Origin of the sequence: Streptomyces litchfieldiae (assembly GCF_031845365.1) — a bacterium.
Classification (GTDB): Bacteria; Actinomycetota; Actinomycetes; order Streptomycetales; family Streptomycetaceae; genus Streptomyces; species Streptomyces litchfieldiae.
Genome location: NZ_JAVREL010000002.1, coordinates 1 through 25250, shown reverse-complemented (window position 1 = coordinate 25250; position 25250 = coordinate 1). Strand labels below are relative to the sequence as shown.

Genomic DNA, 25250 nt, shown 5'->3' with positions numbered 1-25250 from the left:
CCCGCGCGGGCGATGCCCGTCAGCCCGTGCCCGGCAGGCGGTACCGGCCGTCCGGGAGACGCTCCGCCAGGCCGTCGCCGACCAGCCCGTTGAGCGCCCGGTTCCGCTGCTCGGGGTCGTGCCAGACCCGGTCGAGCACGGCCCGCTCCACCGGGGCGGCCGCCTCGCGCAGCACGGCGAGCAGCATGCCGCGCACCTGGCGGTCCGTTCCGGCGTAGGTCTGGCCCCGGCGGACCGGGCCCTGGTGGGCCGGCGAACCGGCGCGGCGCCAGGCGCACAGCTCGGCGATCGGGCACTGGGCGCACTCCGGGCCGCGGGCCGTGCACAGCAGGGCCCCCAGCTCCATCGTGGCCGCGGCCCAGCGCGCCGCCGTCGCCGGCTCCTCGGGCAGCAGCATCCGGGCGAGCTTGCGCTCGGCGGCGGTGGTGGCGTTCGGCGGGAACTCGGTGCCGCTGACGGCGCGCGCGAACACGCGCCGCACATTGGTGTCCAGCACCGCGTGGCGCTGCCCGTAGGCGAACGAGGCGACCGCCGCCGCCGTGTACTCGCCGATCCCGGGCAGGGCCAGCAACTGGTGATGGTCGGTGGGCACCTCGCCGCCGTGCCGTTCCGCTATCGCCGCGGCGGCGTTGTGCAGCCGGAGCGCGCGCCGCGGATAGCCGAGGCGGCCCCAGGCGCGAACGGCCTCGCCGGGCGGCTCGGCGGCCAGGTCGGCCGGGCGCGGCCAGCGGCGCAGCCACTCCTCGTAGACCGGCAGCACGCGGCTGACCGGCGTCTGCTGGAGCATGAACTCGCTGACCATGACCCCCCAGGCGCCGGCCTCGGGCCGACGCCAGGGCAGGTCGCGGGCGTGCTTGTCGAACCAGTCGATGACCGGGGTGTGCAGGGCGGTGGGCGGCGTCGTACTCGTTGCTGTCGTCGCAGTCGTCGCAGTCATGGCAAAGGCGATCCTGGCACGGCCGGGGCACGGCACAAAGCGGCCCGCGTTCCGCGCGTGTTGATACACAACGGTGCCCTGGCAAGCGGTGGGTAGGGGCCTTGCGGGTGACGGAAGTCTCGTAAGGTTTCCGCGTGGGATCTCTGCGCACTCCGGTCGGGCCGCTGCCCTCGTCCATCTACTGGCGTCGCAGGGCCGTTGTGCTGCTGCTGATCGCGCTCATTCTGCTGCTCGTGTTCTGGGCGCTGCGCTCGGGCGGCGGTGGAGGTGACGACGATCCGGCGGGGCACGACGACGGCGCGGGCGGCGGCCCGGCCGAGTCCATCACGCCCGGACCCACGCCGTCCGAGTCGCTGATCGACGAACGTCCGGGCGGCCGGGACGAGTCGCCGTCGGACGACGACACGGAGGACGGTTCGGGGGACACCGAGGGCGCGAACGGGGACGGCGGCACCGGGACCGAGGCGACCGACCCGGGGGTCGGCGGCGCGGACACCGGGGGCGGCGCGGCCGCCGGCACGGGCGGCGGCGGCCTGGATCCGGCCGCCCTGAGCGAGTGCGTGCCCGCCGCGGTGTCGCTGTCGCTGAGCAGCGACGCCAACGACTACGCGCCGGGCGAGGAGCCCGAACTGCTGCTCACCGTGGAGAACACCTCGGACACCGCCTGCCGCGTGGACTTCGGCCACGAGGCGCTGACCGTCACGGTGGCCGACCGGGCCGACGACCAGGTGTGGTCCTCGGACGACTGCCCCACCGGGGCCGGCTCCATCCCGGCGGCCGTTCCGGCGAACGGCACGGCGACCCACACGGTGACCTGGGACCGGCGCCACTCCACCCAGGACTGCGACGGCGGCGCCGGGCCGGAGGCGGCCGGCGGCACCTATCTGGCGGAGGCCGAGCTGGCCGGCCACCCGGTGGTGCAGACGCCGTTCAGCCTCGACGAGGACTGAAGCGCCGAACGGCCGGGGCCGGCCCGTTTCGCGTCAGACGTAACGCTCCAGGATCGAGGACTCGGCCAGCCGGGACAGGCCCTCCCGCACGGAGCGCGCCCGGGTCTCGCCGACGCCGTCCACCGCCTGGAGGTCGTCCACGCTGGCGGCGAGCAGCTTCTGGAGACCGCCGAAGTGGTCCACCAGCCGGTCGATGACCAGGCCCGGCAGCCGGGGCACCTTGGCCAGCAGCCGGAAGCCGCGCGGCGACACGGCGGTGTCCAGCGACTCGGGCGCCGCGCTGTAGCCCAGGGCGCGGGCCACGAGCGGCAGTTCGAGCAGCTCCGCGTGGCCGAGGCCGTCCAGCTCGGCCAGCGCCGTGCTCACCTTGCGCGAGCGCTTGCCGCCGGAGTCCGGCAGATAGTCCCGCACGATGAGCTGCCGCTCCGGCTCGACGCCCGCGATCAGCTCGTCCAACTGGAGCGACAACAGCCGCCCGTCGGTGCCCAGTTCCACCACGTACTCGGCGATCTCGGCCGCGATGCGCCGCACCATCTCCAGCCGCTGCGCCACCGCCGCCACGTCCCGGACGGTGACCAGGTCCTCGATCTCCAGCGCGGACAGCGTGCCCGTGACCTCGTCCAGCCGCAGCTTGTACCGCTCCAGCGTGGCCAGGGCCTGGTTCGCCTTGGAGAGGATGGCGCCCGAGTCCTCCAGCACCCGCCGCTGACCGTCCAGGTACAGTGCGACCAGCCGCATCGACTGGCTGACCGAGACCACCGGGAAGCCCGTCTGGATGGAGACGCGCTGCGCCGTGCGGTGCCGGGTGCCGGTCTCCTCGGTGGGGATGGTCGGGTCGGGCACGAGCTGCACCCCGGCCCGCACGATCCGGGAGATGTCCCGGTCCACGATCACCGCGCCGTCCAGCTTGCACAGCTCCCGCAGCCGCGTCGCCGTGAACTCCACGTCCAGCACGAAGCCGCCGGTGCACAGGGACTCCACCGTCCGGTCCACGCCGAGGACGATGAGCCCGCCGGTGTTCCCCCGGAGGATGCGCTCCAGTCCGTCCCGGAGCTGGGTCCCCGGCGCGACGGCGCTCAGCGCGGCGCGCAGCAGGCTGTCCGCCCCGGAGCCACCCCCGGCCCTGCCGGGACCCGCCGGCCGGTCGCTGGCTGCCATGCAATCCTCCGGAGGACGAACCTGCGCTTCGTGCGCATGAGTCTACCGGCGCGCCTCCTCCCTCCCGCTGGACTCCGCGCGGCGGGCGGGCAGCACCCTGAGCGCCTCCCCGATATCCGCGACTTCACGCACCCGCATCCCCTTGGGCGCCTCGCCGGAGTCGGCCGGCACCAGCGCGTGGGTGAAGCCGAGCCGCGACGCCTCCGCCAGCCGCCGCTGCACCCCGGTGACCCGCCGCACCTCGCCGGCCAGCCCGACCTCGCCGATCGCCACCAGGTTCTTCGGGAGCGGGGTGTCGCTCGCGGCGCTGGCCAGCGCCAGTGCGACGGCCAGGTCCGCGGCCGGCTCGGACAGCCGCACCCCGCCCACGGTCGCCGTGTAGATGTCGTTCTTCCCGAGGGCCGCTATCTGGCCGCGCTGCTCCAGCACGGCCAGCATCATCGACACCCGGGAGGTCTCCAGCCCGGAGGTGGTGCGCCGGGGCGAGGGGATCTGGCTGTCCACCGTCAGCGACTGCACCTCGGCGACCAGCGGTCGGCGGCCCTCCAGCGTCACCGTCAGACAGGTCCCGGGCACCGGCTCGTCGCGGCGCGTGAGGAACAGGCCCGACGGATCGGCCAGCGACGTGATCCCCTCGTCGTGCAGCTCGAAGCAGCCGACCTCGTCGGTGGCCCCATACCGGTTCTTCACGCCGCGGACCAGGCGCAGCCTGGCGTGCCGGTCCCCCTCGAAGTGCAGCACGACGTCGACCAGATGCTCCAGCAGCCGGGGCCCCGCGATCGCGCCGTCCTTGGTGACGTGCCCGACCAGCAGCGTGGCCATCCCGCGCTCCTTGGACGCCCGGATCAGCGCCCCGGCCACCTCCCGCACCTGCGCCATCCCGCCCGGCGCGCCGTCCACCTCGGCCGAGGCCACCGTCTGCACCGAGTCCAGCACCAGCAGCGCGGGCTTGACCTCGTCCAACTGGCCGAGCACCGAACCGAGATCGGTCTCCGCCGCCAGATAGAGATGGTCGTGCAGGGCGCCGATCCGGTCCGCCCGCATCCGGACCTGTCCGGCCGACTCCTCGCCCGTCACATACAGCGTGCGGTGCGTCGCCGAGGCGGACTTGGCCGCCACGTCCAACAGCAGCGTCGACTTGCCCACGCCCGGCTCCCCGGCCAGCAGCACCACCGCCCCCGGCACGAGCCCGCCGCCGAGCACCCGGTCCAGCTCGGGCACCCCGGTGCCCCGCGCGGCGACCTGCGACCCGTCCACCTGCCCGATCGGCACCGCGGGCGAGGCGACCCGGGCGGCCGGCACCGTGCGCACGGCCGGCGCGGCGCCGACCTCCTCGACCGTGCCCCAGGAGTGGCACTCCGGGCAGCGCCCCAGCCATTTGGCCGTGGCCCAGCCGCATTCGGAACACCGGTAACCAGGACGGTCTGCTTTGCGCGCCATGACGGGAACGCTACCGGCGGCCACTGACACGGGACCCGCCGCATCGGCTCCCGGAGGGTCACCCGTTAGAAGGAACCTTGCCCCGGTCGTGGCGGTGGCCGCCCCCCGGGCGCCTACCGTCACCGGGTGATGACCCGCAGCCGCGAACGATCAGCACGCGCCGCCGCCAGCGCCTCACACGGATCCGCCACCCCCACCGGGTCCTCCGCGTCGGCCCGCACCCGGGCCGCCTACGACGACGCCTATCTGGACGGGCTGTTCACCTACTGCCTGTCCGTCATGGGGGAGCACGATGCCGCCACCGCCGCGCTCGGCGAGGCCTTGGCGCTCGCCGAGCGGCAGCACGAACGGGGCCGCCGCCCGGCCGATCCCGCGCTGCTGCGGTCCTGGCTCTACGCGCTCGCCCGCTGGGCCTGCCTGCGCCGGCTGGCCGCCCGGCCGGGGCGCGGCGACCCCCCGGCCGCGCCCCGCGACGCCGGTGACGAGGCCCGGCGCCGCCGCGAACTGGCGGCGCTCGCCTGGCCGGAGGCGGCGGGCACGACGCCCGAGGGGCGCGAGGCGCTGGAGCTGGCGGTCCGTCACCAGCTCGCGCCGCCCGAGCTCGCGCGCGTGCTGCGGCTGCCGCTGCCCGCCGCGCAGGTCCGGCTGACGGCCGCCGCCCGCGAGGTGGAGCGGACGCGCGCCGCGCTGGCCGCCGTCGAGGCGGCCGGCTGCCCGGCCGCCGCCGCGCTCTCCGGCGACGACCGCCGGGTGCTGCTCGGCCCGGGACTGCGCCGGGAGTTGCTGCGGCATGTGGAGGAGTGCGCGGCCTGCCGGCTGATCGCGCGGCGCGCGACGGCCGATGCCGACTGGCCGCGCACCGGCTCGTCCGGCCCGTCCCGGCTGCCCGTGCTGCCCGCCCCGCGTGACGCCGTGCACGCCGCGCGGCTGGCCATCCGGCGGGCCCGCGCCCAGCACCTGCCGCGTTACGACCGGGCCGGTTTCCCGGTGCCGGAGAAGGACCGCGCCGCGCGCCGGGAGCGGCTGCGCGGCCGGGCCGTCACCACCACCGTCGCAGTGGCCGTCGTCGCCGCGCCCGTGCTGGCGCTGTGGGCCGCGACGCGCGGCATGCCCGCCATCGGCGAGGTGACGAGCGACGAGGGCCCGGCCGCGGCGGCCGAGGACCCCGCCGCCCACGGCATGGACGACAACGGGCAGCACACCCGGGAGAACGCCGGCCCGACCGACGACGCCCAAGGGGACCCCGGCGCGGACGGCCCGGCCGAGCGCGACGGCGCGCGCCGCCCCGCCGCAGCCGGTCAGGAGCCGACCGGTGCGGCCACGGACGCCCCGAGCGCCCCCGCGCCCGAGGCCACCGAGGGCGGCGGCCCCGGCGGCACGCCCGGCCCCGGCCCCGGCGCCGGGCGGCTGGTGGTGGAGGAGACCCAGGCCGACTCCGGCACGTGGATCACGCTGACCGCGACGGGCGGTTCTGCGGTCGACTGGACGGCCGCCGCCGACGGTGACTGGCTGTCGCTGAGCCGGACCGCCGGGACGCTGCACCCCGGCGAGACGGTGATGATCCAGGTGACCGTGGACCGTTCGCTGGAGCCCGCCGGCCCCTGGCGGGCCCGCGTCACCGTCGAGCCGGTCGGCGAGGTGGTCACGGTCGAGGGCTCCGGCGCGCCCGAGCCCGAGCCCTCGGACCCACCGCCGGCCGACCCCGGCCCGACGCCGCCCCCGGGCACCGCCCCCGATCCCGAACCGGGCGGCCCGGCGGGGTCGTAGCCCGGGCCCTAGTCCAGGGCCCGGCCGGCGTCGCCCGTGAGGTGGTGCTGAACGACCGGCGCCAGGCGGCGGATCAGCTCCTCCGCGTCGGTGCTGGCCAGCGGTTCGGCCTTCAGCACATAGCGCAGCAGCACGGTGCCGACGAGCTGGGCGGCGGCCAGCTCGGCGCGCAGCTCGGCGTCCGGGGTGTTCAGGCCGCCGGTGACGCGTGAGAGCAACTGTGCGGTGACGAAGCCCCGGAAGATGCGGGCGGCCGTCTCGTTGTTCACGGCGGAGCGGACGATGGCCAGCAGGGGGATCCGGGTGGCCGGGTTCTCCCAGATGCCGAAGAACAGCCGGGTGAACCGCACGCCGAACTCGTCCGCCGCGAACTGCGAGTCCTGGGGCAGCCCCTGCGTCGCGGGCGCCGCCGCGGCGGCCACGGCCGCGGCGAACACCTGCTCCTTGGTGCCGAAGTAGTGGTGGACCAGGGCCGGGTTGACCTCGGCGCCGCGCGCGATGGCGCGGATCGACGCCTTGTCGTAGCCGCGTTCGGCGAACTCGGTGCGCGCCGAATCCAGGATGCGGTCGCGGGTGCGGGGTGTTCCGTCGCCGGTCTCGGCGCGCGAGGGCCTACCGCGCCGGCGGGCCGGCCGGCCGGACGCGGTGGTGCTCACCAGGCCTCCCCGTTCACCGTCGGGTCGCCGGTGGGGCCGGTCGCCGGGGCGGCGGGCGCGTTCGGCGACGTCGGCGCCAGGTGGAGGCGGGTGAACGCGAGCGCCTCGGCGAGGTCGGCCTGGCGGGCGGCGGAGGACATGGCCCGGCGGGTGTTGACCTCGACGACGACGTGGCCGCGGTAGCCGGTGGCGGCGAGCCGTTCCAGCAGGGCGCCGCAGGGCTGGCTGCCGCGCCCCGGCACCAGGTGCTCGTCCTTGCCCGAGCCGGTGCCGTCGGCGATGTGGACGTGCCCGAGCCGGTCGCCCATCCGGTCGGCCATGGCCAGGGCGTCCGAACGGGAGGTCGCGGCGTGCGAGAGGTCGAGCGTGTAGTGCGGGAAGTCCTCCTCGGTGGGGTCCCAGGCGGGCGCGTAGGCGAGCATCTCCCGGTCGCGGTAGCGCCAGGGGTACATGTTCTCCACTGCGAACCGGATGTCGGCCTCGCCGGTCAGGCGCCGGATGCCCGAGACGAAGTCGCGCGCGTACGCCCGCTGCCAGCGGAACGGCGGGTGCACCACCACGGTGTCCGCGCCGAGCCGCGCGGCCGCGTCGCGGGCGCGGAGCAGCTTGCGCCACGGGTCGGTGCCCCACACGCGCTGGGTGATGAGCAGGCAGGGGGCGTGTACGGCCAGCACGGGCATCCCGTGCTGGTCGGAGAGGCGGTTCAGGGTGTCGAGGTCCTGGCTCACGGGGTCCGTCCACACCATCACCTCGACCCCGTCGTAGCCCAGGCGGGCCGCCATCTCGAAGGCCGCCGCGGTGTTTTCGGGGTACACGGAGGCGGTCGACAGGGCCACCTTCGCTTCCGGAACGCCTACCTGATCTGCCACGGCGCCAAGCCTACGTGCCGGAACCGGGCTTCCCCGCTTGACCGGGGACCGCGCCCGGAGGATTATTAAACGCATGATTAATAAAGCTCGGGCCGGCGGATCTCCGCCGCCGGCCGTCCGCGCCGAGGACCTGCGCGTGGCGCGCGGCGGCGCAGAGGTGCTGAAGGGGCTGGACTTCGCGGTGCCGCGCGGCAGCGTCACCGGGCTGCTCGGGCCCTCCGGGTGCGGCAAGACGACGCTGATGCGCGCCATCGTCGGCGCCCAGGCCCGGGTCACCGGCACGCTGGAGGTGCTCGGCCTGCCCGTCGGCAGTGCCCCGCTCCGCCCCCGGCTCGGCTATGTCACCCAGGCGCCCTCGGTCTATCTGGACCTGACCGTCCGGCAGAACCTGGACTACTACGCGGCCGTGCTCGGCATCCCCCGCGCCGACCGGGCCGCCGCGGTCGGCGCCGCCCTCGACGACGTCGACCTCGAAACGCACGCCGACGCCCTCGCGGCCAACCTCTCCGGCGGCCAGCGGTCCCGCGTCTCCCTGGCCGTGGCGCTGCTGGGCACCCCGGAGCTGCTGGTGCTGGACGAGCCGACGGTCGGGCTGGACCCGGTGCTGCGCCGCAGCCTGTGGGACCTGTTCCACCGGCTGGCCGCCGAGCGCGGCGCGACGCTGCTCATCTCCTCGCACGTGATGGACGAGGCCGACCGCTGCCAGCGGCTGATCCTCATGCGCGCCGGCCGCGTCCTCGCCGAGGGCCCGCCCGGCGAGCTGCGCGAACGCACCGGCACCGACACGATCGAGGACGCGTTCCTGCACCTGGTGGCCGACGACCAGCGGCGCGAGGAGGTCCGGACCTCATGAACGCGACCCGCACCCTCGCCACCGCCCGGCGCGTGCTGCGCCAACTGGGCCACGACCCGCGCACCATCGCGCTGCTCCTGCTGGTGCCCGTGCTGCTGCTCGTTCTCCTCTATTACGTGTTCGACTCCGACCGCGACTCGTTCGACTTCATCGGATCGTCGCTGCTCGGCATCTTCCCGATGGTCACCATGTTCCTGGTCACCTCGATCGCCACGCTGCGCGAGCGGACCTCCGGCACGCTGGAGCGGCTGCTGACCATGCCGCTCGGCAAGGGCGACCTCATCGCCGGCTACGCGCTCGCCTTCGGCGTCTTCGCCGCGCTCCAGGCCGGGCTGGCGACCGCCGTCGCGCTGTGGTTCCTGGATCTGGACATCGCCGGCTCGCCCTGGCTGCTGCTGTTCGTCGCCCTGCTGAACGCGCTGCTGGGCACCGCGCTCGGCCTGTTCGTCTCGGCGTTCGCCGCCTCGGAGTTCCAGGCGGTGCAGTTCATGCCGGCGATGATCTTCCCGCAGCTCCTGCTGTGCGGGCTGTTCGCCCCGCGCGACAGCATGCAGCCCGTGCTGGAGTACGCCTCCGACGTGCTGCCCATGTCGTACTCCGTGGACGGCATGACGCAGGTGCTGCACCACTCCGAGGTCACCGGCGACTTCTGGCGCGACGTGGTCGTCGTCTCCGGCGTCGCGCTGGGCGTCCTGGCCCTCGGCGCGGCGACGCTGCGCCGCCGCACCGCCTGACGGACGCGGGTCCTACCCCGCGCGCATGCGGTCCAGGCGCCGCAGGATCACGCCCTCGCGCAACGCCCAGGGGCAGATCTCCAGCGTCTCCACGCCGAACAAATCCATCGCGGCCTCCGCCACCACCGCCCCCGCCAGGAGCTGCCGGGCCCGTCCCTCGGACACGCCCGGCAGCAACTGGCGTTCGCGCACGGTCAGTTCACCCAGCTTCTGCCCCCAGGTCCGCAGGTCCTCCCGCGTCAACTCCCGCCGGACGTACAGCCCTTCGGTGGAACGCGCCGCCCCCGCGATGCGCGCCAGTTGCTTGAACGTCTTCGAGGTGGCCACCACCCGGTCCGGCGACCCGAGCCGCGTGAACCCGCCCACCACGCGCGCCACTTCGGACCGCACATCGCGGCGCAGCGCCCGCACATCGGCCGCCGACGGCGGGTCGCCCGGCAGCCGCGCCGCGGTCAGCCGCCCCGCGCCCAGCGGCAACGACGCGGCGGCGTCGGGCTCCTCGTCCAGCCCGAACGCGATCTCCAGCGAGCCGCCGCCGATGTCGAACATCAGCAGCCGCCCCGCCGACCAGCCCAGCCACCGCCGCGCCGCGAGGAACGTCAGCCGCGCCTCGTCCTGCCCCGACAGCACCTGGAGATCGGCCCCCGTCTCGTCGGCGACCCGCGCGAGCACCGCGTCCGCGTTGCTGGCCTCCCGCACCGCCGAGGTCGCGAACGGCAGCAGATCCGCGACCCCCTGGTCCTCGGCCACGTCCAGCGCCTCGCGGACCGTGGCCACCAGCCGGTCCACCCCCTCCGGCCCGATCGCGCCCCGCTCGTCGAGCAACTCGGCCAGCCGCAGCTCCGTCTTGTGCGAGTAGGCGGGCAACGGGCGCGCGCCGGGATGCGCGTCGACCACCAGCAGGTGGACCGTGTTGGAACCGACGTCGAGAACTCCGAGCCTCATGAACGCCAACGCTACCCCGCCATTTACCCTGGCGTTGTGGCGAAGACGAAGAGGGCGAAGCAGGGCAGACCAGGTCAGCAGCTCGACGGCGCGCGCCGACGCGCGGCCGGTGACGAGGTAGCGCTGGACCACCCGCGGGCCTGGGTGGAGTTCCCCGACCCCGACGACGCGGAGCAGGTGTTCCGCTGCGACCTGACCTGGCTGACCTCCCGCTGGCAGTGCGTCTTCGGCCGCGGCTGCCAGGGCATCCAGGCCGGCCGCGCCGGCGACGGCTGCTGCACGCTGGGCGCGCACTTCTCCGACGAGGACGACGAGCGCCGGGTGGCCGGCCACGCGGCCCGGCTGACGCCCGAGACCTGGCAGTTCCACGCCGAGGGGCACAAGAAGGCCGGCTGGGTCGAGCTCGACGAGGACGGCGAACGGCGCACCCGCCGCCACGAGGGCGCCTGCATCTTCCTCAACCGCCCCGGCTTCCCCGGCGGCGAGGGCTGCTCGCTGCACACCCTCGCGCTGCGCGAGGGCCGCGAGCCCCTGACCACCAAGCCCGACGTGTGCTGGCAGCTTCCGGTGCGGCGGACGTTCGAGTGGGTGGAGCAGCCCGACGGCGAGCAGCTTCTGTACGTGTCGATCGGCGAGTACGACCGCCGCGGCTGGGGCGCCGGCGGCCACGACCTGCACTGGTGGTGCACCGGCGCGCCCTCGGCGCACACCGCCGCCGAGCCGCTGTATGTGACCTACCGCGCCGAGCTGACCGAGCTGATGGGCAAGGCCGGCTACGAGCAGCTCGCCGCCCTGTGCGGGCAGCGCCTGGCCGCCGCCACCCCGGCCGGGCTGCCCCCGGGCGCCAAGCCGCTGCCGCTGCTGGCGCCGCACCCCGCCGATCCGGACCCGGCCGCCTGACCCCGCGGCCCGTCTCGCATCGCGGTATCCGTGTCCGGGAAGGCCCGCGAGAGGCGTAGCCTCGATCCCAGCCGCACAGCCTCGCAGGGAGAGGACACAGATCATGGCGACACTGAGGTCCCGCACAGTCACCCACGGCCGCAACATGGCGGGCGCCCGCGCCCTCCTCCGGGCCGCCGGCGTAGCGCGCGAGGACTTCGGCAAGCCGATCATCGCCGTGGCCAACAGCTTCACCGAGTTCGTCCCCGGCCACACCCACCTCCAGCCCGTGGGCCGGATCGTCTCCGACGCGATCTCCGCGGCCGGCGGCATCCCCCGCGAGTTCAACACGATCGCGGTCGACGACGGCATCGCCATGGGCCACGGCGGGATGCTCTACTCGCTGCCCTCCCGCGACCTGATCGCGGACTCCGTGGAGTACATGGTGGAGGCCCACTGCGCCGACGCCCTGATCTGCATCTCCAACTGCGACAAGATCACCCCCGGGATGCTGATGGCCGCGCTCCGGCTGAACATCCCCACGGTCTTCGTCTCCGGCGGCCCGATGGAGGCCGGCAAGACCACCCTCGTCGACGGCACCGTCCGCTCCAACCTCGACCTGGTCCACGCCATGTCCGAGGCGGTCGCCGACACCACCTCCGACGAGGACCTGGAGCGCATCGAGGAGGCCGCCTGCCCGACGTGCGGCTCCTGTTCCGGCATGTTCACCGCGAACTCCATGAACTGCCTGGTCGAGGCGCTGGGCCTGGGCCTCCCGGGCAACGGCTCGGTGCTCGCCACCCACACCGCCCGCCGCGCGCTGTACGAGGCCGCCGGCCGCACCGTCGTCGAGATCACCCAGCGGCACTACGAGCAGGACGACGCCACCGCGCTGCCCCGCGCGATCGCCTCCCGCGCCGCGTTCGAGAACGCGATGGCGCTGGACGTCGCCATGGGCGGGTCGACCAACACCGTGCTGCACCTGCTGGCCGCCGCCCGGGAGGCCGAGCTCGACTTCGACATGGCCGACATCGACGCGATCTCGCGCCGCGTGCCCTGCGTCTGCAAGGTCGCGCCCAGCAGCGCGTACCACATGGAGGACGTCCACCGCGCCGGTGGCATCCCCGCGATCCTGGGCGAGCTCCAGCGCGCCGGCCTGCTCAACGAGGACGTGCACACCGTCCACAGCGACTCCCTCGCCGAGTGGCTCAAGCAGTGGGACATCCGCGGCGGTTCGCCCTCGCCCGAGGCGGTGGAGCTGTTCCACGCCGCCCCCGGCTGCGTCCGTTCCGCCAGCGCCTTCTCCCAGTCCGAGCGCTGGGAGTCGCTGGACACCGACGCCGAGCGCGGCTGCGTCCGCGACGTCGCGCACGCCCACTCCGCCGACGGCGGCCTCGCGGTCCTCTACGGGAACCTGGCCGAGGACGGCTGCGTGGTGAAGACCGCCGGCGTGGACGAGTCGATCTGGACCTTCGAGGGCCCCGCGGTGGTCGTGGAGTCCCAGGAGGAGGCCGTCGAGGCGATCCTCGCCAAGCGCGTCAAGGAGGGCGACGTGGTCGTCGTCCGCTACGAGGGACCCCGCGGCGGCCCCGGCATGCAGGAGATGCTCTACCCGACCGCGTTCCTCAAGGGCCGCGGTTTGGGCGCCAAGTGCGCGCTGATCACCGACGGCCGGTTCTCCGGCGGCACCTCGGGCCTGTCCATCGGCCATGTCTCGCCCGAGGCGGCGGCCGGCGGCACCATCGCCCTGGTCCGCGACGGCGACCCGATCCGCATCGACATCCCCGCCCGGACCATCGAGCTGAAGGTCCCGGGCGAGGAGCTGGCCACCCGGCGCGAGGCCCTCGGCGGCCGTTACGCGCCCGTGGCCCGCGACCGGAAGGTGTCGCTGGCGCTGCGCGCCTACGCCGCCATGGCCACCAGCGCCGACAAGGGCGCGGTCCGCGACATCGGCAAGCTGGAGGGCTGACGCCCAGGGCCTAATCGCCGACCGGCGTGGCGTACAGCGTGTTCCCCAGAGTCACCACGTACGCCACGCCGTCGATGATCGCCGGCGCCGGGGCCGACGCGCCGCTGCCCGGGCCGGGCGTCCCCTGGTGCGCCTCGCCCACCCGCAGCACCTCGCCGTCCCGCGCCGCCACCTCGTACAGCCGGCCGTCGTCGTCGGACAGATAGACCGTCCCGTCCGACACGGCCGGCTGCGACGGCAGCCTGGCGCCGGTGGCCTCGCTCCACAGCACCTCGCCCGCCGCCGCGTCCACCGCGGTGAGCTGCCCGGCGCCGTCCACCGCGTACACCACGCCGTCCGCCGCGACGGACCGAGGCTCGGCCGGCTGCGGCAGCTCCGTGCGCACCCACTCCCCGCTCATCAGGTCCATCCGCAGCACGGCGGTGACGACCGGCAGGTCCACATCCTGCTCCTGGAAGTAGACCGCGTCGTCGTCGATCCCGATCGTCTGCATCAGGCCGACCGCGTCCTCGGGCGGCCGGCGCGGCGCCGACCACATCTCGCGGCCCTCGGAGTCCAGCATCATGAGCTGCGGATCGGCCCCCGTCTCGTCCGCGCGGCTCTCCACCACGGCGTAGGAGGTGTTGGCCACGGCCTGGGTGATGTACCGCCCGGGCACCGACCACTCGCCGATCGGGGCCGGCGGCGAGTCCGCGTCGTAGAACCGCAGCGTGCTGTCGCCGTTCTGGAGGATCACGGTGCCGCGGACGCGCAGCAGGGCGCCGGTCAGCTCCGGCGCGTCGATCTCCCACTTCAGCTCGCCGTCCCGGTCCAGCACGGCGACGCCGCGGTCGGACCGGGCGTAGACCGACTCCATGGTGGGCAGCGCCGTCGGCCCGCCCACGGCGTCGCGCGGACCGTCGTACCGGAGCCGTTCCGTGCCGTCCGGGCGGAGCAGCACCGTGAACGTGCCGCCCGCGCCGCACAGCAGCTCGCCCTCGGTGGCCCGGCAGTCGAACGCCTCCGTGGGCGCGTCCCGCACGCCGAACGTCCGCAGGTCCACCTCCCACGGCTCCACCGGCGCGTCCGGCGTGGTCCCGGCCGTCGGGTCGTTCCCCCGGCCGTCCGCGCCCGGGGTGCCGCCCGGGTCCGCCGGCCGCGCCAGCCACACCCCTAGGCCGGCCGCCCCGACCACGGCCAGCGCCGCCGCGCCCACCGCCAGGCGCCGGCCGCGCCGCCGGCGTCGCCCCGGAGCCTGTGGCGGCGGCGTCTCGTCCGCGCTCCGGGCCCGCCGCGCCGCGGCCTGCCACACCGGCGAGTCGCGCACCACCGCCGCCTGCGCCCGAGTGTCCGCGAAGGACGCCATCCGCAGCAGCGCCGACAGCTCCGGCCGCCGCTCGGGGTCCTTGGCCAGGCACAGCGACACCAACTCCCGCAGTGGATCCGGCAGATCGCCCAGGTCCGGCTCCTCGTGCACCACCCGGTAGGCCACGGCCAGCGGATCGCCGCCCGCGAGCCCGCCCGCCTCGAACGGGCTGTGCCCGGTCGCCGCGAACGCCACCACCGCGCCCAGCGCGAAGACGTCCGCCGCCGGGCCCACCTCCGCGCCGCCCGTCAACTGCTCCGGCGCCATGAACGGCGGCGAGCCCAGCACCGCGCCGAACTCCGTCAGCCGGTGACTGTCGCTCAGCGCCCGGGAGATGCCGAAGTCGATGACCCGCACCCCGTCCTCGGCCAGCAGCACGTTCCCCGGCTTGAGATCCCGGTGCACCAGGCCGCAGCCGTGGATGTCCTGCAACGCCTCGGCCAGTTGCGCGCCGACCCGCGCGGCCTCCCGCGCGCTCATCGGCCCCTCGCGCTCCAGCCGGTCGGTCAGCGAGCCGCCCGGCACGTACAGCGTCGCCAGCCAGGGCGGGTCACCCTCCGGATCCGCGTCCACCACCGGCGCCGTGAACGCGCCGCTGACCCGCCGGGCCGCCGCCACCTCGCGCCGGAACCGGGTGCGGAAGCCGGGGTCCTCGGCGTACTCGCGGCGGATCACCTTGACCGCGAGCTGCCGGCCGGTGACCGTCCGGGCCAGATAGACCACGCCCATGCCGCCGCTGCCGAGCCGCCGCTCCAGCACATAGGCGCCGAGCCGTTCGGGCGCTGCGCCCCGGTTGTCCGTCATGGCATCTCCCCCGTGTGCGCGATGCCAGGTTGCCGGGGACAGCGTACGACGCGGCATCGCGCCCGTGGGGGGCGCGGGATCGCGCCGACGCCCCGGCGAGGGCCGCGAACGCCCCCGTCATAATCGTCCGTATGTCCACCTCGCACCCGCAGATCCAGCCGGACGGAGCCCCCGACGACGAGCCCCGCCCGGAGCCCATCCGCTTCTACGGCACCTCCTGGGTCGACCACACCGGCGGCTACGCCGCACGCCGGGCCGGACTCGCCCTGGGCACCGCCCTGTTGGCGGTCGCCGGCGCGCTGGTGCTGTGGTTCGGCTACGCGGGGCTGTACAACTCCGGGACGGCCGGCTGGCTGCGCGGCCTCGTCGTGGTCGCCTTCACGCTCTGCACAGTCATGTCGTTCACCCGGACGTGGAGTGGCTACGCGCGCCCGCGCCCGGCGGACGCGGTGGACGAGTCGGCGTTCCGCAGCATCAAGGTGGTGGGCTTCATCGGCGTGCTCCTGGCGTACGCGCTGCGCACCGTCATGGAGGCGCCCGGCGAGAAGCTCCGGCGCTGGGAGTACGAGGCCGCCATCGAACGGCACCGCCGGCGGACCTCGCGCCGCTCCGGCCACCCGGCCCGGCGCCGCAAGGGAAAGCGCTCGTAAGGGCGGCGTTCCTAGGGGATGGCCCTGAGTGTCCCCGGACATGTGTCAGGGTTGATTGACAGGTGCCGCGGGCCGCTGCCAGCCTGGCAGCGCACCACCTGGGAACGGAAGGGTCGCCATGAGCGGGGACGAGCTGCTGCAAGCCCTGGCCGCCCTCGGCAACCCCCACCGGATGCGGATCATCGCCGCGCTCACCGAGCGACGGAACTACGTCAGCAGGCTCGCCCGCGAGATCGGCATGAGCCGCCCGCTGCTGCACATGCACCTGCAACGGCTGGAGGCCGCCGGGCTCGTCGTCGGCTCGCTGGAACTGTCGGAGGACGGCAAGGCCATGAAGTTCTTCGAGGTGGCCCCGTTCATGTACGAACTGACCCCGCGCACCATCGCGGATGCCGCCCGGACGCTCACGGCGACGACGGACCGGCAGCGCCAGAAAGAGGAAGCGCAGTGAACGACTCACTGATAACGATGGCGGACGACCCGGCCGGCGTCTGGGCCGCGGGGCTGGGCACCGCGGGCTTTTTCGCCCTCCTCATCGTCGTCGTGTGGCAGATCGCCGCGACGTGGCGCGCCCGCATGCTCATGACCCGCGAGGACGAGTACAAGCGGCTGACCATCAAGTACGCGGAGCTGCTGGAGGACAACACCGAGATCCTGCGCCGCTACACGGACGAGCTCGGCGAGACCCGCAAGTCCGTCGCCGCCATGGAACGCATGATGCGCGAGCTGGACTGAGCCCCCGGAGCCAACACCTCCCGGGCCAACACCCGCCGGAAGAACGAGAAACGAGGAGACGAGACATGCGCGGCCTGCACCGACTCGTCCGCCGCCTGCGGCCGGGTCCGCGCGGCGAGTACGCCAACGACGGCTTCCCCCGGGAGCACCCGCGGCCCCGGCCCGGCTCCGGCGTGTCCGGTTCGAGGGGGTCGCGACGGGGGAGTTGACCCCGCATGACCACTTTCTCACGGCAGTTCGCCACGTCGTTCAACTCCATCGCGGCCGAGTACGCCGCCGCCCGCCCCACCTACCCGCCCGCCCTTTACGACACGATCGAGGAGCTGACCGGCCGCCCGCTGGCCGGCTCGCACGTCCTCGACGTCGGCGCGGGCACCGGCATAGCCACCCGCGCCCTGCACGAACGCGGCGCCCGCGTCACGGCCGCCGAGCCCGGCGCCGGCATGGCCGCCCAGTTCCGCGCCGGCCTGCCCACCGTTCCCCTCGTGCGCGCCGGCGGCGACGCCCTGCCGTTCGCCGCCGCCTCCTTCGACCTGGTCACCTACGCCCAGGCCTGGCACTGGACCGAGCCCGCCCGCTCCGTCCCCGAGGCCCTGCGCGCGCTGCGCCCCGGCGGCGCGCTCGCCCTGTGGTGGAACACCCCCGACCGCGGCGTGCCGTGGATCGAGGCGCAGGAGCGGCGCCTGCGGGAGCGGCTCCCGGACTACCACCAGTACGACATCACCGCCCGGGCACCCGTTCTCATCCGCCGCGTGCGCCCCGAACTCGCCCCGGCCTACCGCGAGGTGCGCTGGAGCCGCACCATCCCGCTCGCCGCCCACCTGGCCAACCTCGCCACCCACTCCTACTTCGCCGTCCTCGGCCCGGAGGCCACCCGCCCCATCCTGGCCGCCGAGGAGGACATCCTGGCCGCCGAATTCCCCGACGGACTCGTCGAGGAGTGCTACACGGTCCGGCTCACCCTCGTCCGGCGGTGAGTCCGGGGCGAGTGCGAGGATGAGGGCACACGCCACCGTCCTTACGCAACCAAGTGAGTGAGCCGCGTCATGACCCACAAGATCGCCGTTCTCGGCACCGGAAAGATCGGCGAGGCCCTGCTCGGCGGCATGCTCCGCGCCGGGCGGGCGCCGGCCGATCTGCTGGCCACCGCGCGCCGCGGCGAGCGGGCCCAGGCGCTGCGGGCCCGACACGGAGTCGAAGTCGTCACCAACGCGGAGGCCGCCAAGACCGCCGACACGCTCATCCTCGCCGTCAAGCCGCAGGACATGGCGGCCCTCCTGGACGAGCTCGCCCCGCACACCCCCGCCGACCGGCTCGTCATCTCCGCCGCCGCGGGCATCACCACCGGCTTCGTGGAGTCCCGCCTCACCGCCGGCACCCCCGTCGTCCGCGTCATGCCCAACACCCCGGCCCTGGTCGACGAGGCCATGTCCGTGATCTCCGGCGGCACCCACGCCACCGAGGAGCATCTCGCCCACGCCGAGGAGATCTTCGGCGGCGTCGGCAAGACCCTGCGGCTGCCCGAGGCCCAGCAGGACGCCGCCACCGCGCTGTCCGGCTCCGGCCCGGCCTACTTCTACTTCCTCGTCGAGGCCATGACCGACGCCGGCATCCTGCTCGGCCTGCCCCGCGACAAGGCCCACGACCTCATCGTGCAGGCCGCGGTCGGCGCCTCCGTGATGCTGCGCGACAGCGGCGAACACCCCGTCACCCTGCGCGAGGCGGTCACCTCCCCGGGCGGCACCACGATCAGCGCCATCCGCGAGCTGGAGAAGCACGGCGTGCGCGCCGCGCTCATCGCCGCGCTCGAAGCGGCCCGCGACCGCAGCCGCGAGCTCGCCGCCGGCTCCTGAACCGGCCCGAAGGAAACGGCGACGGCCCGCCCGTGACCCCCCCGCGGAGGGAGGAACGGGGGGCCGTTCGTCACCCGCCGGCCGTCAGTCCGTCGCGATCGCCCGCAGCACGTTCATCCGGCCCGCGCGGAACGCCGGGAACAGCGCCGCGGCCAGCCCGACCACCGCCGAGCCCACGAACACGGTGACGATCGTCGGCCACGGAATCTCCAGCACCGAGAACCCGCTCGTGGCCAGCACCCGCTGCGCCGTGACGCCCCAGCCGAGCCCCAGGCCCAGCCCCAGCAGCGCGCCGAACAGCGCGATCACCACCGACTCCAGCCGCACCATCCGCCGCAGCTGCCGCCGCGAGAGGCCGATCGCCCGCATCAGGCCGATCTCCCGCGTCCGCTCGATGACCGACAGCGCCAGCGTGTTGACCACGCCCAGGATCGCCACGATGATCGCCAGCGCCAGCAGCGCGTACACGATGTTCAGCAGCATGCCGATCTCGTCCTCGAGCTGCTGCTTGTAGTCCTCCTGGTCGCTCACCTCGTACTGCGGGAACGGCTCCAGCGCCGCCTTCAGCGCCGGGTACGCCGCCGCGCGCTGCCCGTCCTCCGCCGTGATGAACATGACCGAGTTCAACGGCATCTCGGCCGCCGGCAGATGAGCCCGCGCCGTGTCGGTCGACAGGTACATCGCGCCCTGGTCGAACAGCGTGTCCTCCGAGGTGATCGCGGCCACGGTCAGCCGCACCCCCTCGTCGCCGCCCACGAACCGGGCCGTGATCTCCTCGCCCACCGACAGCCCGTGGTCCTCCGCGAACGACTCGCCCACCGATATCCGGTCCGGCTCGTACGCCGCCGCCAGCTCACCCGCCACGACCGGCGTCCGCAGATCCTGCGCGTACGTCGGGTCCGCCGCGATGACCTCCTCGTCCGTCGACTTCCCGTCGGGCGTGGTCAGTTCCAGGCTCACCACCGTGTAGTCCGTCACGTGCGCCAGCCCCGGCACCGCCCGGACCGCCTCGGCCGCCTCCGGCGTGATGAGCTGCTCCCCGGTCGTGTCCACGATGAAGTCCGCGCCCACCGACCGGTCCAGCTGGTCCGACGCCGACGCCACCACCGAGGCGCTGACCACCGACAACGAACCCACCAGCGCCAGCCCGATCATCAGCGCGCCCGCCGTGGCACCGGTCCGCCGCGGGTTGCGCAGCGCGTTCCGGCCCGCCATCCGGCCGACCGACCCGAACACCCGCAGCACGATCGCGTTGAGGACCCGCACCACCACGGACGCCAGCAGCGGCCCGACGACCACCGCGCCGAGCAGCGTCAGCAGCAGCCCACCCGCCAGATACATCGAACCGTCCGACGCCTCGTCCGCGCCCGCCGCCGCCACCAGCGCCGCCGCACCCGCGCCGGTCAGCACCAGCCCGAGCACGCCCCGGACCCGGCCCGCCGCCGCGTCGCCCGGCGTCCCCGCGTCCCGCAGCGCCGCCATCGGCGACACCCGGCTCGCGCGGCGCGCCGGAAGCCAGGCCGCCACCACCGTCGCCAGCACGCCGACCAGCAGCCCGGCGACCGGCGTCGAGGGGGCCACGGTCAGATCCGAGGTGTTCATGTTGATGCCGGCCGAGTTCATGAGCTGCATCAGCCCCACGGCCAGCCCGATCCCGGCGCCCACCCCGGCCACCGAGCCGAGGAAGCCGAGCAGCAGTGCCTCGATGAGGACCGAGCGGTTGACCTGGCGGCGGCTGGAGCCGATGGCGCGCATGAGCCCGATCTCGCGGGTGCGCTGCGCGACGAGCATCGAGAACGTGTTGACGATCAGGAAGATCCCGACCAGCACCGCGATCCCGGCGAAGCCCAGCATCGCGTAGCGCATCACGTCCAGGAAGCCGCCGACGTCCTCGTTCATGGCCTCCTCGTTCTCCGCGCGGGTCTCCACCTCGAACCCGCCGCCGAGCCCCGCCACGATCCGGTCCCGCAGCTCCTCCTCGCCGACACCGTCCGCCGCCTGCACATGAACCGAACTGATCACGTCGGCCGCGCCCAGCAGCGCCTCCCGCGCCGCCGCCGGCTCCAACAGGACATACGGCGCGCCCGGGTTGGTCGTGGTGAACGCGGCATAGCCCGTCACCGTCACCATGTGCGTGCCGGACACCGTGATGATCTTCAACTCGTCGCCGATCGCGATGTCCGCCCGCTCGGCCGTGTCCGCGTCCAGCAGCGCCTCGCCCGCCCCGCGCGGCTCCGTGCCCTCGGTGAGCTCCATCGAACGCTGGATGTCCGGCCCCCAGTCGGCGCCGATCGTCGGGGCGCCGTTGGAGGAGCCGACGCTGTCGCCGGCCTCGTCCACCACCGTGAGCTGGGTGTTGATCACCACGCCCTCGGCCGACTCCACCCCCTCGACCGCCCGCACCCGGTCCACCACGGAGGCGGGGATCATCCCCTCCCGGCCGGTGTCCTGCGCGTTCTCCTCCTCCTCGGGCCCGACGGTCACATCGGACGCCGTGGAGCTGAAGAACTTGTCGAACGTGGTGTTCAGCGTGTCGGTGAACACCAGCGTCCCGCAGACGAACGCCACCGACAGCACGATCGCGATCCCCGACAGCAGCATCCGGCCCTTGTGCGACAGGAAGCTCCGCAGGGAGGTCTTCAGCACGGTCACGACACCCTCCCGCGCGCGTCGAAGCGGCGCATGCGGTCCAGCACCGCGTCGGCGGTGGGCTGGCGCATTTCGTCGACTATGCGGCCGTCGGCGAGGAAGACGATGCGGTCGGCGTAGGCGGCGGCGACGGGGTCGTGGGTGACCATGACGATGGTCTGGCCGAGTTCGTCGACGGAGCGGCGCAGGAAGCCGAGGACTTCGGCGCCGGCGCGGGAGTCGAGGTTGCCGGTGGGTTCGTCGCCGAAGATGATCTCGGGGCGTGCGGCCAGGGCGCGGGCGACGGCGACGCGCTGCTGCTGTCCGCCGGAGAGCTGGTTGGGGCGGTGCTTGAGGCGTTCGCCCAGGCCGACGGTGGCCACGACGCGGTCCAGCCACTCCTTGTCCGGTTTGCGGCCGGCGATGTCCATGGGGAGGGTGATGTTCTCCAGGGCGTTCAACGTGGGCAGCAGGTTGAACGCCTGGAAGATGAAGCCGATGTTGTCGCGGCGGAGTTTGGTGAGTTTCTTGTCCTTCAGGCCGGTGATCTCGGTGGGGCCGATCCAGATCCGGCCGTTGCTGACGGTGTCCAGTCCGGCCAGGCAGTGCATGAGGGTCGACTTGCCGGAGCCGGAGGGGCCCATGATCGCGGTGAACGCGCCGCGTTCGATGTCCACCGACACGTTGTCCAGCGCCACCACCCGGGTCTCACCGGCGCCATACGCCTTCACGACACCCTCGGCCCGCGCGGCAACCGCCGTACGAGTTCCGGATACAGCCGTTGCCACGGTTGGTCTCCTCGTTGATCGGAACGGTCTGTTCAGTACGCCTGCAACAGTGCCGTTCACCGGGGACCCCGCACGATGGTGCGCATCGCCGTATCCACCCGGGGGTTTACCCCACCCCCGCACCCCCGGGACTCCCCACGTACAGCCGCGCGATCACGTCCTCGATGTCCGGCTCCCGCAGCGACAGATCCACCAGCGGATACTCCCGCGCGACCCGCGCCACCAGCGGCGCCGCGCTCGCCGACGCCGGGAACGCCAGCCACTGCCGCGGCCCCTCCACCCGCACCGTCCGCGCCCCCTCCAACTCGATCGGCGGCAGCTCCTGCTCCAGATCCACCACCAGCGTCCGCTCGCTCTCGCCCACCTCGTGCAGCCCCGACAGCGCCCCGTCGTACATCAGCCGCCCGTGGTCGATCACCATCACCCGGCTGCACAACTGCTCGATATCGGTCAGATCGTGTGTCGTCAGCAGCACCGTCGTGCCCCGCTCCGCGTTCAGATCCCGCAGAAAGCTCCGCACCTTCGCCTTGCTGATCACATCGAGCCCGATCGTCGGCTCGTCCAGATAGAGCACATCCGGGTCGTGCAGCAGCGCCGCCGCGATGTCCCCCCGCATCCGCTGCCCCAACGAGAGCTGCCGCACCGGCACTTCAAGCAGCGGCCCGAGATCCAGCAGTTCCACGCACCGCTCCAGGTTCGCCCGGAACCGCTCCGGCTCCACCCGGTACATCCGCCGCACCAGCCCGTATGAATCCCGCAGCGGCAGGTCCCACCACAGAGTCGTCCGCTGCCCGAACACCACTCCGATCCGCCGCGCCAGCCGCGTCCGCTCCCGCGCCGGATCCAGCCCCGCCACCCGCAGCCGCCCGCCACTGGGCGTCAGAATGCCCGTCAGCATCTTGATCGTCGTCGACTTCCCGGCGCCGTTCGGCCCGATGTAGCCCACCATCTCGCCCCGCGCCACCCGGAACGAGATGCCGTCGACCGCCCGCACCTCCCGCCGCTCCCGGCGCAGCCCCCGCACCCGGCGCCGCACCTGGAACACCTTCTCCAGACCCACCAGTTCGATCAGCGCGCCGTCGTCTTCGCTCATATCAACTCCCCGTGCTCCGATAGCTCCGCACCCCGAACCGCCACGCCAGCCCGGCCGCCCCGCACATCACCGCCGCCACCAGCGGCGAACAGAAACTCACCCAGCCGGGCAGCCCGAGCGGATCGTCCCGCCCCAGCAGCCACAGCGCCGGCAGCCAGTTGACAAAGGCCAGCGGCACCACGAACGTCACCCCGCGCACCAGCTCCGTCGCGAAGACCGTCGGCGGGTACTGGAGCAGCGTGTTGCCGCCATAGGTGAACGAGTTCTGCACCTCCGCCGCGTCCTGCGCCACAAACTGGAACGCGCCCCCCGCCGCGAACACCGCCCCGAAGATCACCGCCCCGGCCACGATCATCACGACGAGCATCACCACCCGCCCCACCGACCAGTTCACGTCCAGCCGCGTCAGCCCCCAGCCCAGCACGAACAGCCCCTGTGCGATCCGGCCGATCCGCCGCAGCGCGAAACGGTCCGCCGCCACCTGCGCGAACACCGGCGCCGGCCGCACCAGCAGCACATCCAGCGTGCCGTCCCTGATCCGGCTGCCGATCCGGTCCAGATTCCCCAGCGCCAGATCCGCCAGCCCCAGCGACGTGCTCGTCGCCCCGTACAGCAACGCGACCTCCGCCACGGTGAACCCGCCCAGCGCGTCCACATGCGCGAACATGATCAGGATCGCCACGAAGTCCAGGAACGACGTCAGCGCGCTGCCCAGCGTCGTCAGCACGAACGACAGCCGGTACGCCATCGCCGAACGCACCCACATCGCCACGATCAGGCCGTACGCCCGCAGCCCCTCACCCACCCTGGACCACCACCCGGTGCGTCGCGACCGCCTGCACGGCCCGCCCCGCGAGCAGCAGCACCACCGCCCAGCACGCCTGGAAGACGAACGCCCCCAGCACCCCGGCCCCTTGGTACTGCCCCAGCAGCACATCCGCCGGCACCTGGAGTATCGCCGCCCACGGCAGCCACCGCACCACGTCGCCGAACGCCCCCGGAAAGACGGTCAGCGGCAGCAGCATCCCCGAGAAGAAGATGGCGGCCAGCGTGCTGATCATCGACATCCCCGTCCCGTCCAGCAGCCAGAACGCGGTGAGCGCCACCAGATACCGGATCGCGAAACTCACCACCACGCCCAGCCCCACCGCCACCAGGAACAGCGCCCAGGACAGGGGACTCACCGGCAGCGCCAGCTCGAACGCCAGCGTCCCCGCCGCCATCGGCACCGCACCCCGGGCCAAGAGCTGAAACGCGCCCCGGCCCAGATCCGACGCCAGCCACCAGAGCTGGAGATCGACCGGCCGGTACAGGTCGATGGCCACATCCCCACTGCGGATGCGTTCCTGCAACTCCTCCTGGAAGCCGCCGCCCAGCAGCGACATGGCACCGATCAGCGCCTGCCCGATCCAGACGAACGCCAGGGCCTCCGCCTGGTCATAACCCCCGAGCCGCGGACGCTCGGACCACAGCGCGATGAACGTATAGGCCAGGATGAAACCGAAGACGGTGTTCGTGAACACTCCCGCCGCCGTCGCGATCCGATAGGTCGCGTAACGCCGGAAGCCGTTGACCGCGACGGCCGTGTACAGCCCGGACCGCTCCATCGCATTCCCCCGCCCGCTTCTCCTCGCCGATTGCCCGCCGGCCCACTCGCCTTGCTCCTCGTTGCACAAAGGCGCTGAGCCTAATCCGGGCCGGCCCGGGGCGGCCACCGGATATTTCGCGCCACCGAACGGGCCCGAGCTCCCGTTCGGGACCGAGCTCCCCACCGCACCGCGGGAGCACCGCAGTTGGCGGGCCCCGGCGGCCGGTTCACGCAGGCTGTGCCGCACCGACCGGCCCCAACTTGACACCGTCCGAGCCGATCCGTAGGGTCCATCGAGCTCGCCACAGGAATAGAGATCAACTCCACCGGCCCGATTTGGATCGACCGGGGGAATCCTCTAAGCTGGCGGGCAACTCCTTCCGGCCAAGCCGAAGTTCGGGAAATCGAGCAAGGCGAAGGCATGGTAGGGTCGGAAACACCGAAGGGAACGCCCGGAGGGTCCCGGTGAGGGATTCGACGGAAGCGTCCGTTCCTTGAGAACTCAACAGCGTGCCAAAAGTCAACGCCAGATTTTTTTGGTAACTATTCAGCGAGGAACATCTCGTGTGGATGGTTTCCTGTTTGGAAGCATTCACGGAGAGTTTGATC

General features: G+C 73.5%; 23 protein-coding genes. 11 read left to right on the top strand and 12 right to left on the bottom strand.

Annotated features, from left to right (window positions below; translation table 11 throughout):
- Positions 1–19: 19 nt before the first annotated feature.
- On the bottom strand, positions 20–937 hold the full coding sequence (locus RM590_RS03525; protein ID WP_311702863.1) for an HhH-GPD family protein: 918 nt from the start codon (positions 935–937) through the stop codon (positions 20–22).
- A gap of 134 nt (positions 938–1071) precedes the next feature.
- Between RM590_RS03525 and RM590_RS03520 the strand changes: the two genes are divergently transcribed.
- Complete coding sequence (locus tag RM590_RS03520; RefSeq protein ID WP_311702862.1) at positions 1072–1887, top strand: hypothetical protein; 816 nt, start codon at positions 1072–1074, stop codon at positions 1885–1887.
- 33 nt (positions 1888–1920) lie between these two features.
- Here RM590_RS03520 and disA read toward each other — a convergent pair whose 3' ends face one another.
- Positions 1921–3045 (bottom strand): DNA integrity scanning diadenylate cyclase DisA, encoded by a 1125-nt coding sequence (gene disA / locus RM590_RS03515; protein ID WP_311702861.1) that lies wholly within the window; start codon positions 3043–3045, stop codon positions 1921–1923.
- Between the two features lie 42 nt (positions 3046–3087).
- A complete protein-coding gene (gene radA / locus RM590_RS03510) occupies positions 3088–4485 on the bottom strand; it encodes a DNA repair protein RadA (protein WP_311702860.1) in 1398 nt (465 codons plus the stop codon).
- A gap of 129 nt (positions 4486–4614) precedes the next feature.
- Between radA and RM590_RS03505 the strand changes: the two genes are divergently transcribed.
- Complete coding sequence (locus RM590_RS03505; RefSeq protein ID WP_311703395.1) at positions 4615–6252, top strand: BACON domain-containing protein; 1638 nt, start codon at positions 4615–4617, stop codon at positions 6250–6252.
- 8 nt (positions 6253–6260) lie between these two features.
- On the opposite strand, the gene RM590_RS03500 is transcribed toward RM590_RS03505, so the two are convergent.
- Positions 6261–6908 (bottom strand): TetR/AcrR family transcriptional regulator, encoded by a 648-nt coding sequence (locus RM590_RS03500; protein ID WP_311702859.1) that lies wholly within the window; start codon positions 6906–6908, stop codon positions 6261–6263.
- Positions 6905–7777, bottom strand: coding sequence for a sugar phosphate isomerase/epimerase family protein (locus tag RM590_RS03495; RefSeq protein WP_311702858.1), 873 nt, complete (start codon positions 7775–7777; stop codon positions 6905–6907). Before RM590_RS03495 ends, RM590_RS03500 begins: the two co-directional genes overlap by 4 nt.
- Before the next feature lie 73 nt (positions 7778–7850).
- On the opposite strand from RM590_RS03495, the gene RM590_RS03490 reads away from it, so the two are divergent.
- Positions 7851–8630, top strand: a complete 780-nt coding sequence (locus RM590_RS03490; protein WP_311702857.1) for an ABC transporter ATP-binding protein — start codon at positions 7851–7853, stop codon at positions 8628–8630.
- Positions 8627–9364, top strand: coding sequence for an ABC transporter permease (locus RM590_RS03485; protein WP_311702856.1), 738 nt, complete (start codon positions 8627–8629; stop codon positions 9362–9364). Before RM590_RS03490 ends, RM590_RS03485 begins: the two co-directional genes overlap by 4 nt.
- A 12-nt stretch (positions 9365–9376) precedes the next feature.
- On the opposite strand, the gene RM590_RS03480 is transcribed toward RM590_RS03485, so the two are convergent.
- Positions 9377–10309: a Ppx/GppA phosphatase family protein gene (locus RM590_RS03480; RefSeq protein WP_311702855.1), complete on the bottom strand. Its 933-nt coding sequence runs from the start codon at positions 10307–10309 to the stop codon at positions 9377–9379.
- 36 nt (positions 10310–10345) lie between these two features.
- On the opposite strand from RM590_RS03480, the gene RM590_RS03475 reads away from it, so the two are divergent.
- Positions 10346–11209 carry a hypothetical protein gene (locus RM590_RS03475; RefSeq protein WP_311702854.1) on the top strand — a complete coding sequence of 288 codons (864 nt, stop codon included), beginning with the start codon at positions 10346–10348 and terminating at the stop codon, positions 11207–11209.
- A gap of 103 nt (positions 11210–11312) precedes the next feature.
- Positions 11313–13157, top strand: coding sequence for a dihydroxy-acid dehydratase (gene ilvD, locus RM590_RS03470; RefSeq protein WP_311702853.1), 1845 nt, complete (start codon positions 11313–11315; stop codon positions 13155–13157).
- A 10-nt stretch (positions 13158–13167) separates the two neighbouring features.
- Here the strand turns inward: ilvD and RM590_RS03465 are convergent, their stop codons facing one another.
- Positions 13168–15306: a protein kinase domain-containing protein gene (locus RM590_RS03465; RefSeq protein WP_311702852.1), complete on the bottom strand. Its 2139-nt coding sequence runs from the start codon at positions 15304–15306 to the stop codon at positions 13168–13170.
- A 131-nt stretch (positions 15307–15437) separates the two neighbouring features.
- Here RM590_RS03465 and RM590_RS03460 point away from each other — a divergent pair, with 131 nt between their 5' ends.
- The 5 genes from RM590_RS03460 (at position 15438) to proC (ending at position 18544) form a co-directional block, all read left to right on the top strand.
- A complete protein-coding gene (locus tag RM590_RS03460) occupies positions 15438–15956 on the top strand; it encodes a hypothetical protein (protein WP_311702851.1) in 519 nt (172 codons plus the stop codon).
- A gap of 118 nt (positions 15957–16074) precedes the next feature.
- The gene (locus tag RM590_RS03455) at positions 16075–16407 is read left to right on the top strand and encodes an ArsR/SmtB family transcription factor (RefSeq protein WP_311702850.1); all 333 of its coding nucleotides are present in this window, start codon (positions 16075–16077) and stop codon (positions 16405–16407) included.
- Positions 16404–16691, top strand: coding sequence for a hypothetical protein (locus RM590_RS03450; RefSeq protein WP_394813779.1), 288 nt, complete (start codon positions 16404–16406; stop codon positions 16689–16691). The genes RM590_RS03455 and RM590_RS03450 overlap by 4 nt, the downstream gene beginning before the upstream one ends.
- 215 nt (positions 16692–16906) lie before the next feature.
- On the top strand, positions 16907–17668 hold the full coding sequence (locus tag RM590_RS03445) for a class I SAM-dependent methyltransferase (protein ID WP_311702849.1): 762 nt from the start codon (positions 16907–16909) through the stop codon (positions 17666–17668).
- 69 nt (positions 17669–17737) lie between these two features.
- Positions 17738–18544, top strand: coding sequence for a pyrroline-5-carboxylate reductase (gene proC / locus RM590_RS03440; RefSeq protein WP_311702848.1), 807 nt, complete (start codon positions 17738–17740; stop codon positions 18542–18544).
- Positions 18545–18628: 84 nt separating this feature from the next.
- Here proC and RM590_RS03435 read toward each other — a convergent pair whose 3' ends face one another.
- The 5 genes from RM590_RS03435 to RM590_RS03415 form a co-directional block, all read right to left on the bottom strand.
- A complete protein-coding gene (locus RM590_RS03435) occupies positions 18629–21196 on the bottom strand; it encodes an ABC transporter permease (protein WP_311702847.1) in 2568 nt (855 codons plus the stop codon).
- Complete coding sequence (locus tag RM590_RS03430; RefSeq protein ID WP_311702846.1) at positions 21193–21960, bottom strand: ABC transporter ATP-binding protein; 768 nt, start codon at positions 21958–21960, stop codon at positions 21193–21195. The genes RM590_RS03435 and RM590_RS03430 overlap by 4 nt, the downstream gene beginning before the upstream one ends.
- Before the next feature lie 106 nt (positions 21961–22066).
- Positions 22067–23053: an ABC transporter ATP-binding protein gene (locus RM590_RS03425; RefSeq protein WP_311702845.1), complete on the bottom strand. Its 987-nt coding sequence runs from the start codon at positions 23051–23053 to the stop codon at positions 22067–22069.
- A 1-nt stretch (position 23054) separates the two neighbouring features.
- Positions 23055–23819 carry an ABC transporter permease gene (locus RM590_RS03420; RefSeq protein ID WP_311703393.1) on the bottom strand — a complete coding sequence of 255 codons (765 nt, stop codon included), beginning with the start codon at positions 23817–23819 and terminating at the stop codon, positions 23055–23057.
- A gap of 31 nt (positions 23820–23850) precedes the next feature.
- The gene (locus RM590_RS03415; protein ID WP_311702844.1) at positions 23851–24660 is read right to left on the bottom strand and encodes an ABC transporter permease; all 810 of its coding nucleotides are present in this window, start codon (positions 24658–24660) and stop codon (positions 23851–23853) included.
- Between the last annotated feature and the right edge of the window lie 590 nt (positions 24661–25250).

Excerpts from the sequence above, each read along its gene's own strand:
- RM590_RS03525 (WP_311702863.1), bottom strand. The coding sequence starts at position 937 with ATGACTGCGACGACTGCGACGACAGCAACGAGTACGACGCCGCCCACC.
- disA (WP_311702861.1), bottom strand. The coding sequence starts at position 3,045 with ATGGCAGCCAGCGACCGGCCGGCGGGTCCCGGCAGGGCCGGGGGTGGC.
- radA (WP_311702860.1), bottom strand. The coding sequence starts at position 4,485 with ATGGCGCGCAAAGCAGACCGTCCTGGTTACCGGTGTTCCGAATGCGGC.
- RM590_RS03505 (WP_311703395.1), top strand. The coding sequence starts at position 4,615 with ATGACCCGCAGCCGCGAACGATCAGCACGCGCCGCCGCCAGCGCCTCA.
- RM590_RS03490 (WP_311702857.1), top strand. The coding sequence starts at position 7,851 with ATGATTAATAAAGCTCGGGCCGGCGGATCTCCGCCGCCGGCCGTCCGC.
- RM590_RS03485 (WP_311702856.1), top strand. The coding sequence starts at position 8,627 with ATGAACGCGACCCGCACCCTCGCCACCGCCCGGCGCGTGCTGCGCCAA.
- RM590_RS03480 (WP_311702855.1), bottom strand. The coding sequence starts at position 10,309 with ATGAGGCTCGGAGTTCTCGACGTCGGTTCCAACACGGTCCACCTGCTG.
- ilvD (WP_311702853.1), top strand. The coding sequence starts at position 11,313 with ATGGCGACACTGAGGTCCCGCACAGTCACCCACGGCCGCAACATGGCG.
- RM590_RS03465 (WP_311702852.1), bottom strand. The coding sequence starts at position 15,306 with ATGACGGACAACCGGGGCGCAGCGCCCGAACGGCTCGGCGCCTATGTG.
- RM590_RS03460 (WP_311702851.1), top strand. The coding sequence starts at position 15,438 with ATGTCCACCTCGCACCCGCAGATCCAGCCGGACGGAGCCCCCGACGAC.
- RM590_RS03455 (WP_311702850.1), top strand. The coding sequence starts at position 16,075 with ATGAGCGGGGACGAGCTGCTGCAAGCCCTGGCCGCCCTCGGCAACCCC.
- RM590_RS03445 (WP_311702849.1), top strand. The coding sequence starts at position 16,907 with ATGACCACTTTCTCACGGCAGTTCGCCACGTCGTTCAACTCCATCGCG.
- proC (WP_311702848.1), top strand. The coding sequence starts at position 17,738 with ATGACCCACAAGATCGCCGTTCTCGGCACCGGAAAGATCGGCGAGGCC.
- RM590_RS03425 (WP_311702845.1), bottom strand. The coding sequence starts at position 23,053 with ATGAGCGAAGACGACGGCGCGCTGATCGAACTGGTGGGTCTGGAGAAG.
- RM590_RS03420 (WP_311703393.1), bottom strand. The coding sequence starts at position 23,819 with ATGTGGGTGCGTTCGGCGATGGCGTACCGGCTGTCGTTCGTGCTGACG.
- RM590_RS03415 (WP_311702844.1), bottom strand. The coding sequence starts at position 24,660 with ATGGAGCGGTCCGGGCTGTACACGGCCGTCGCGGTCAACGGCTTCCGG.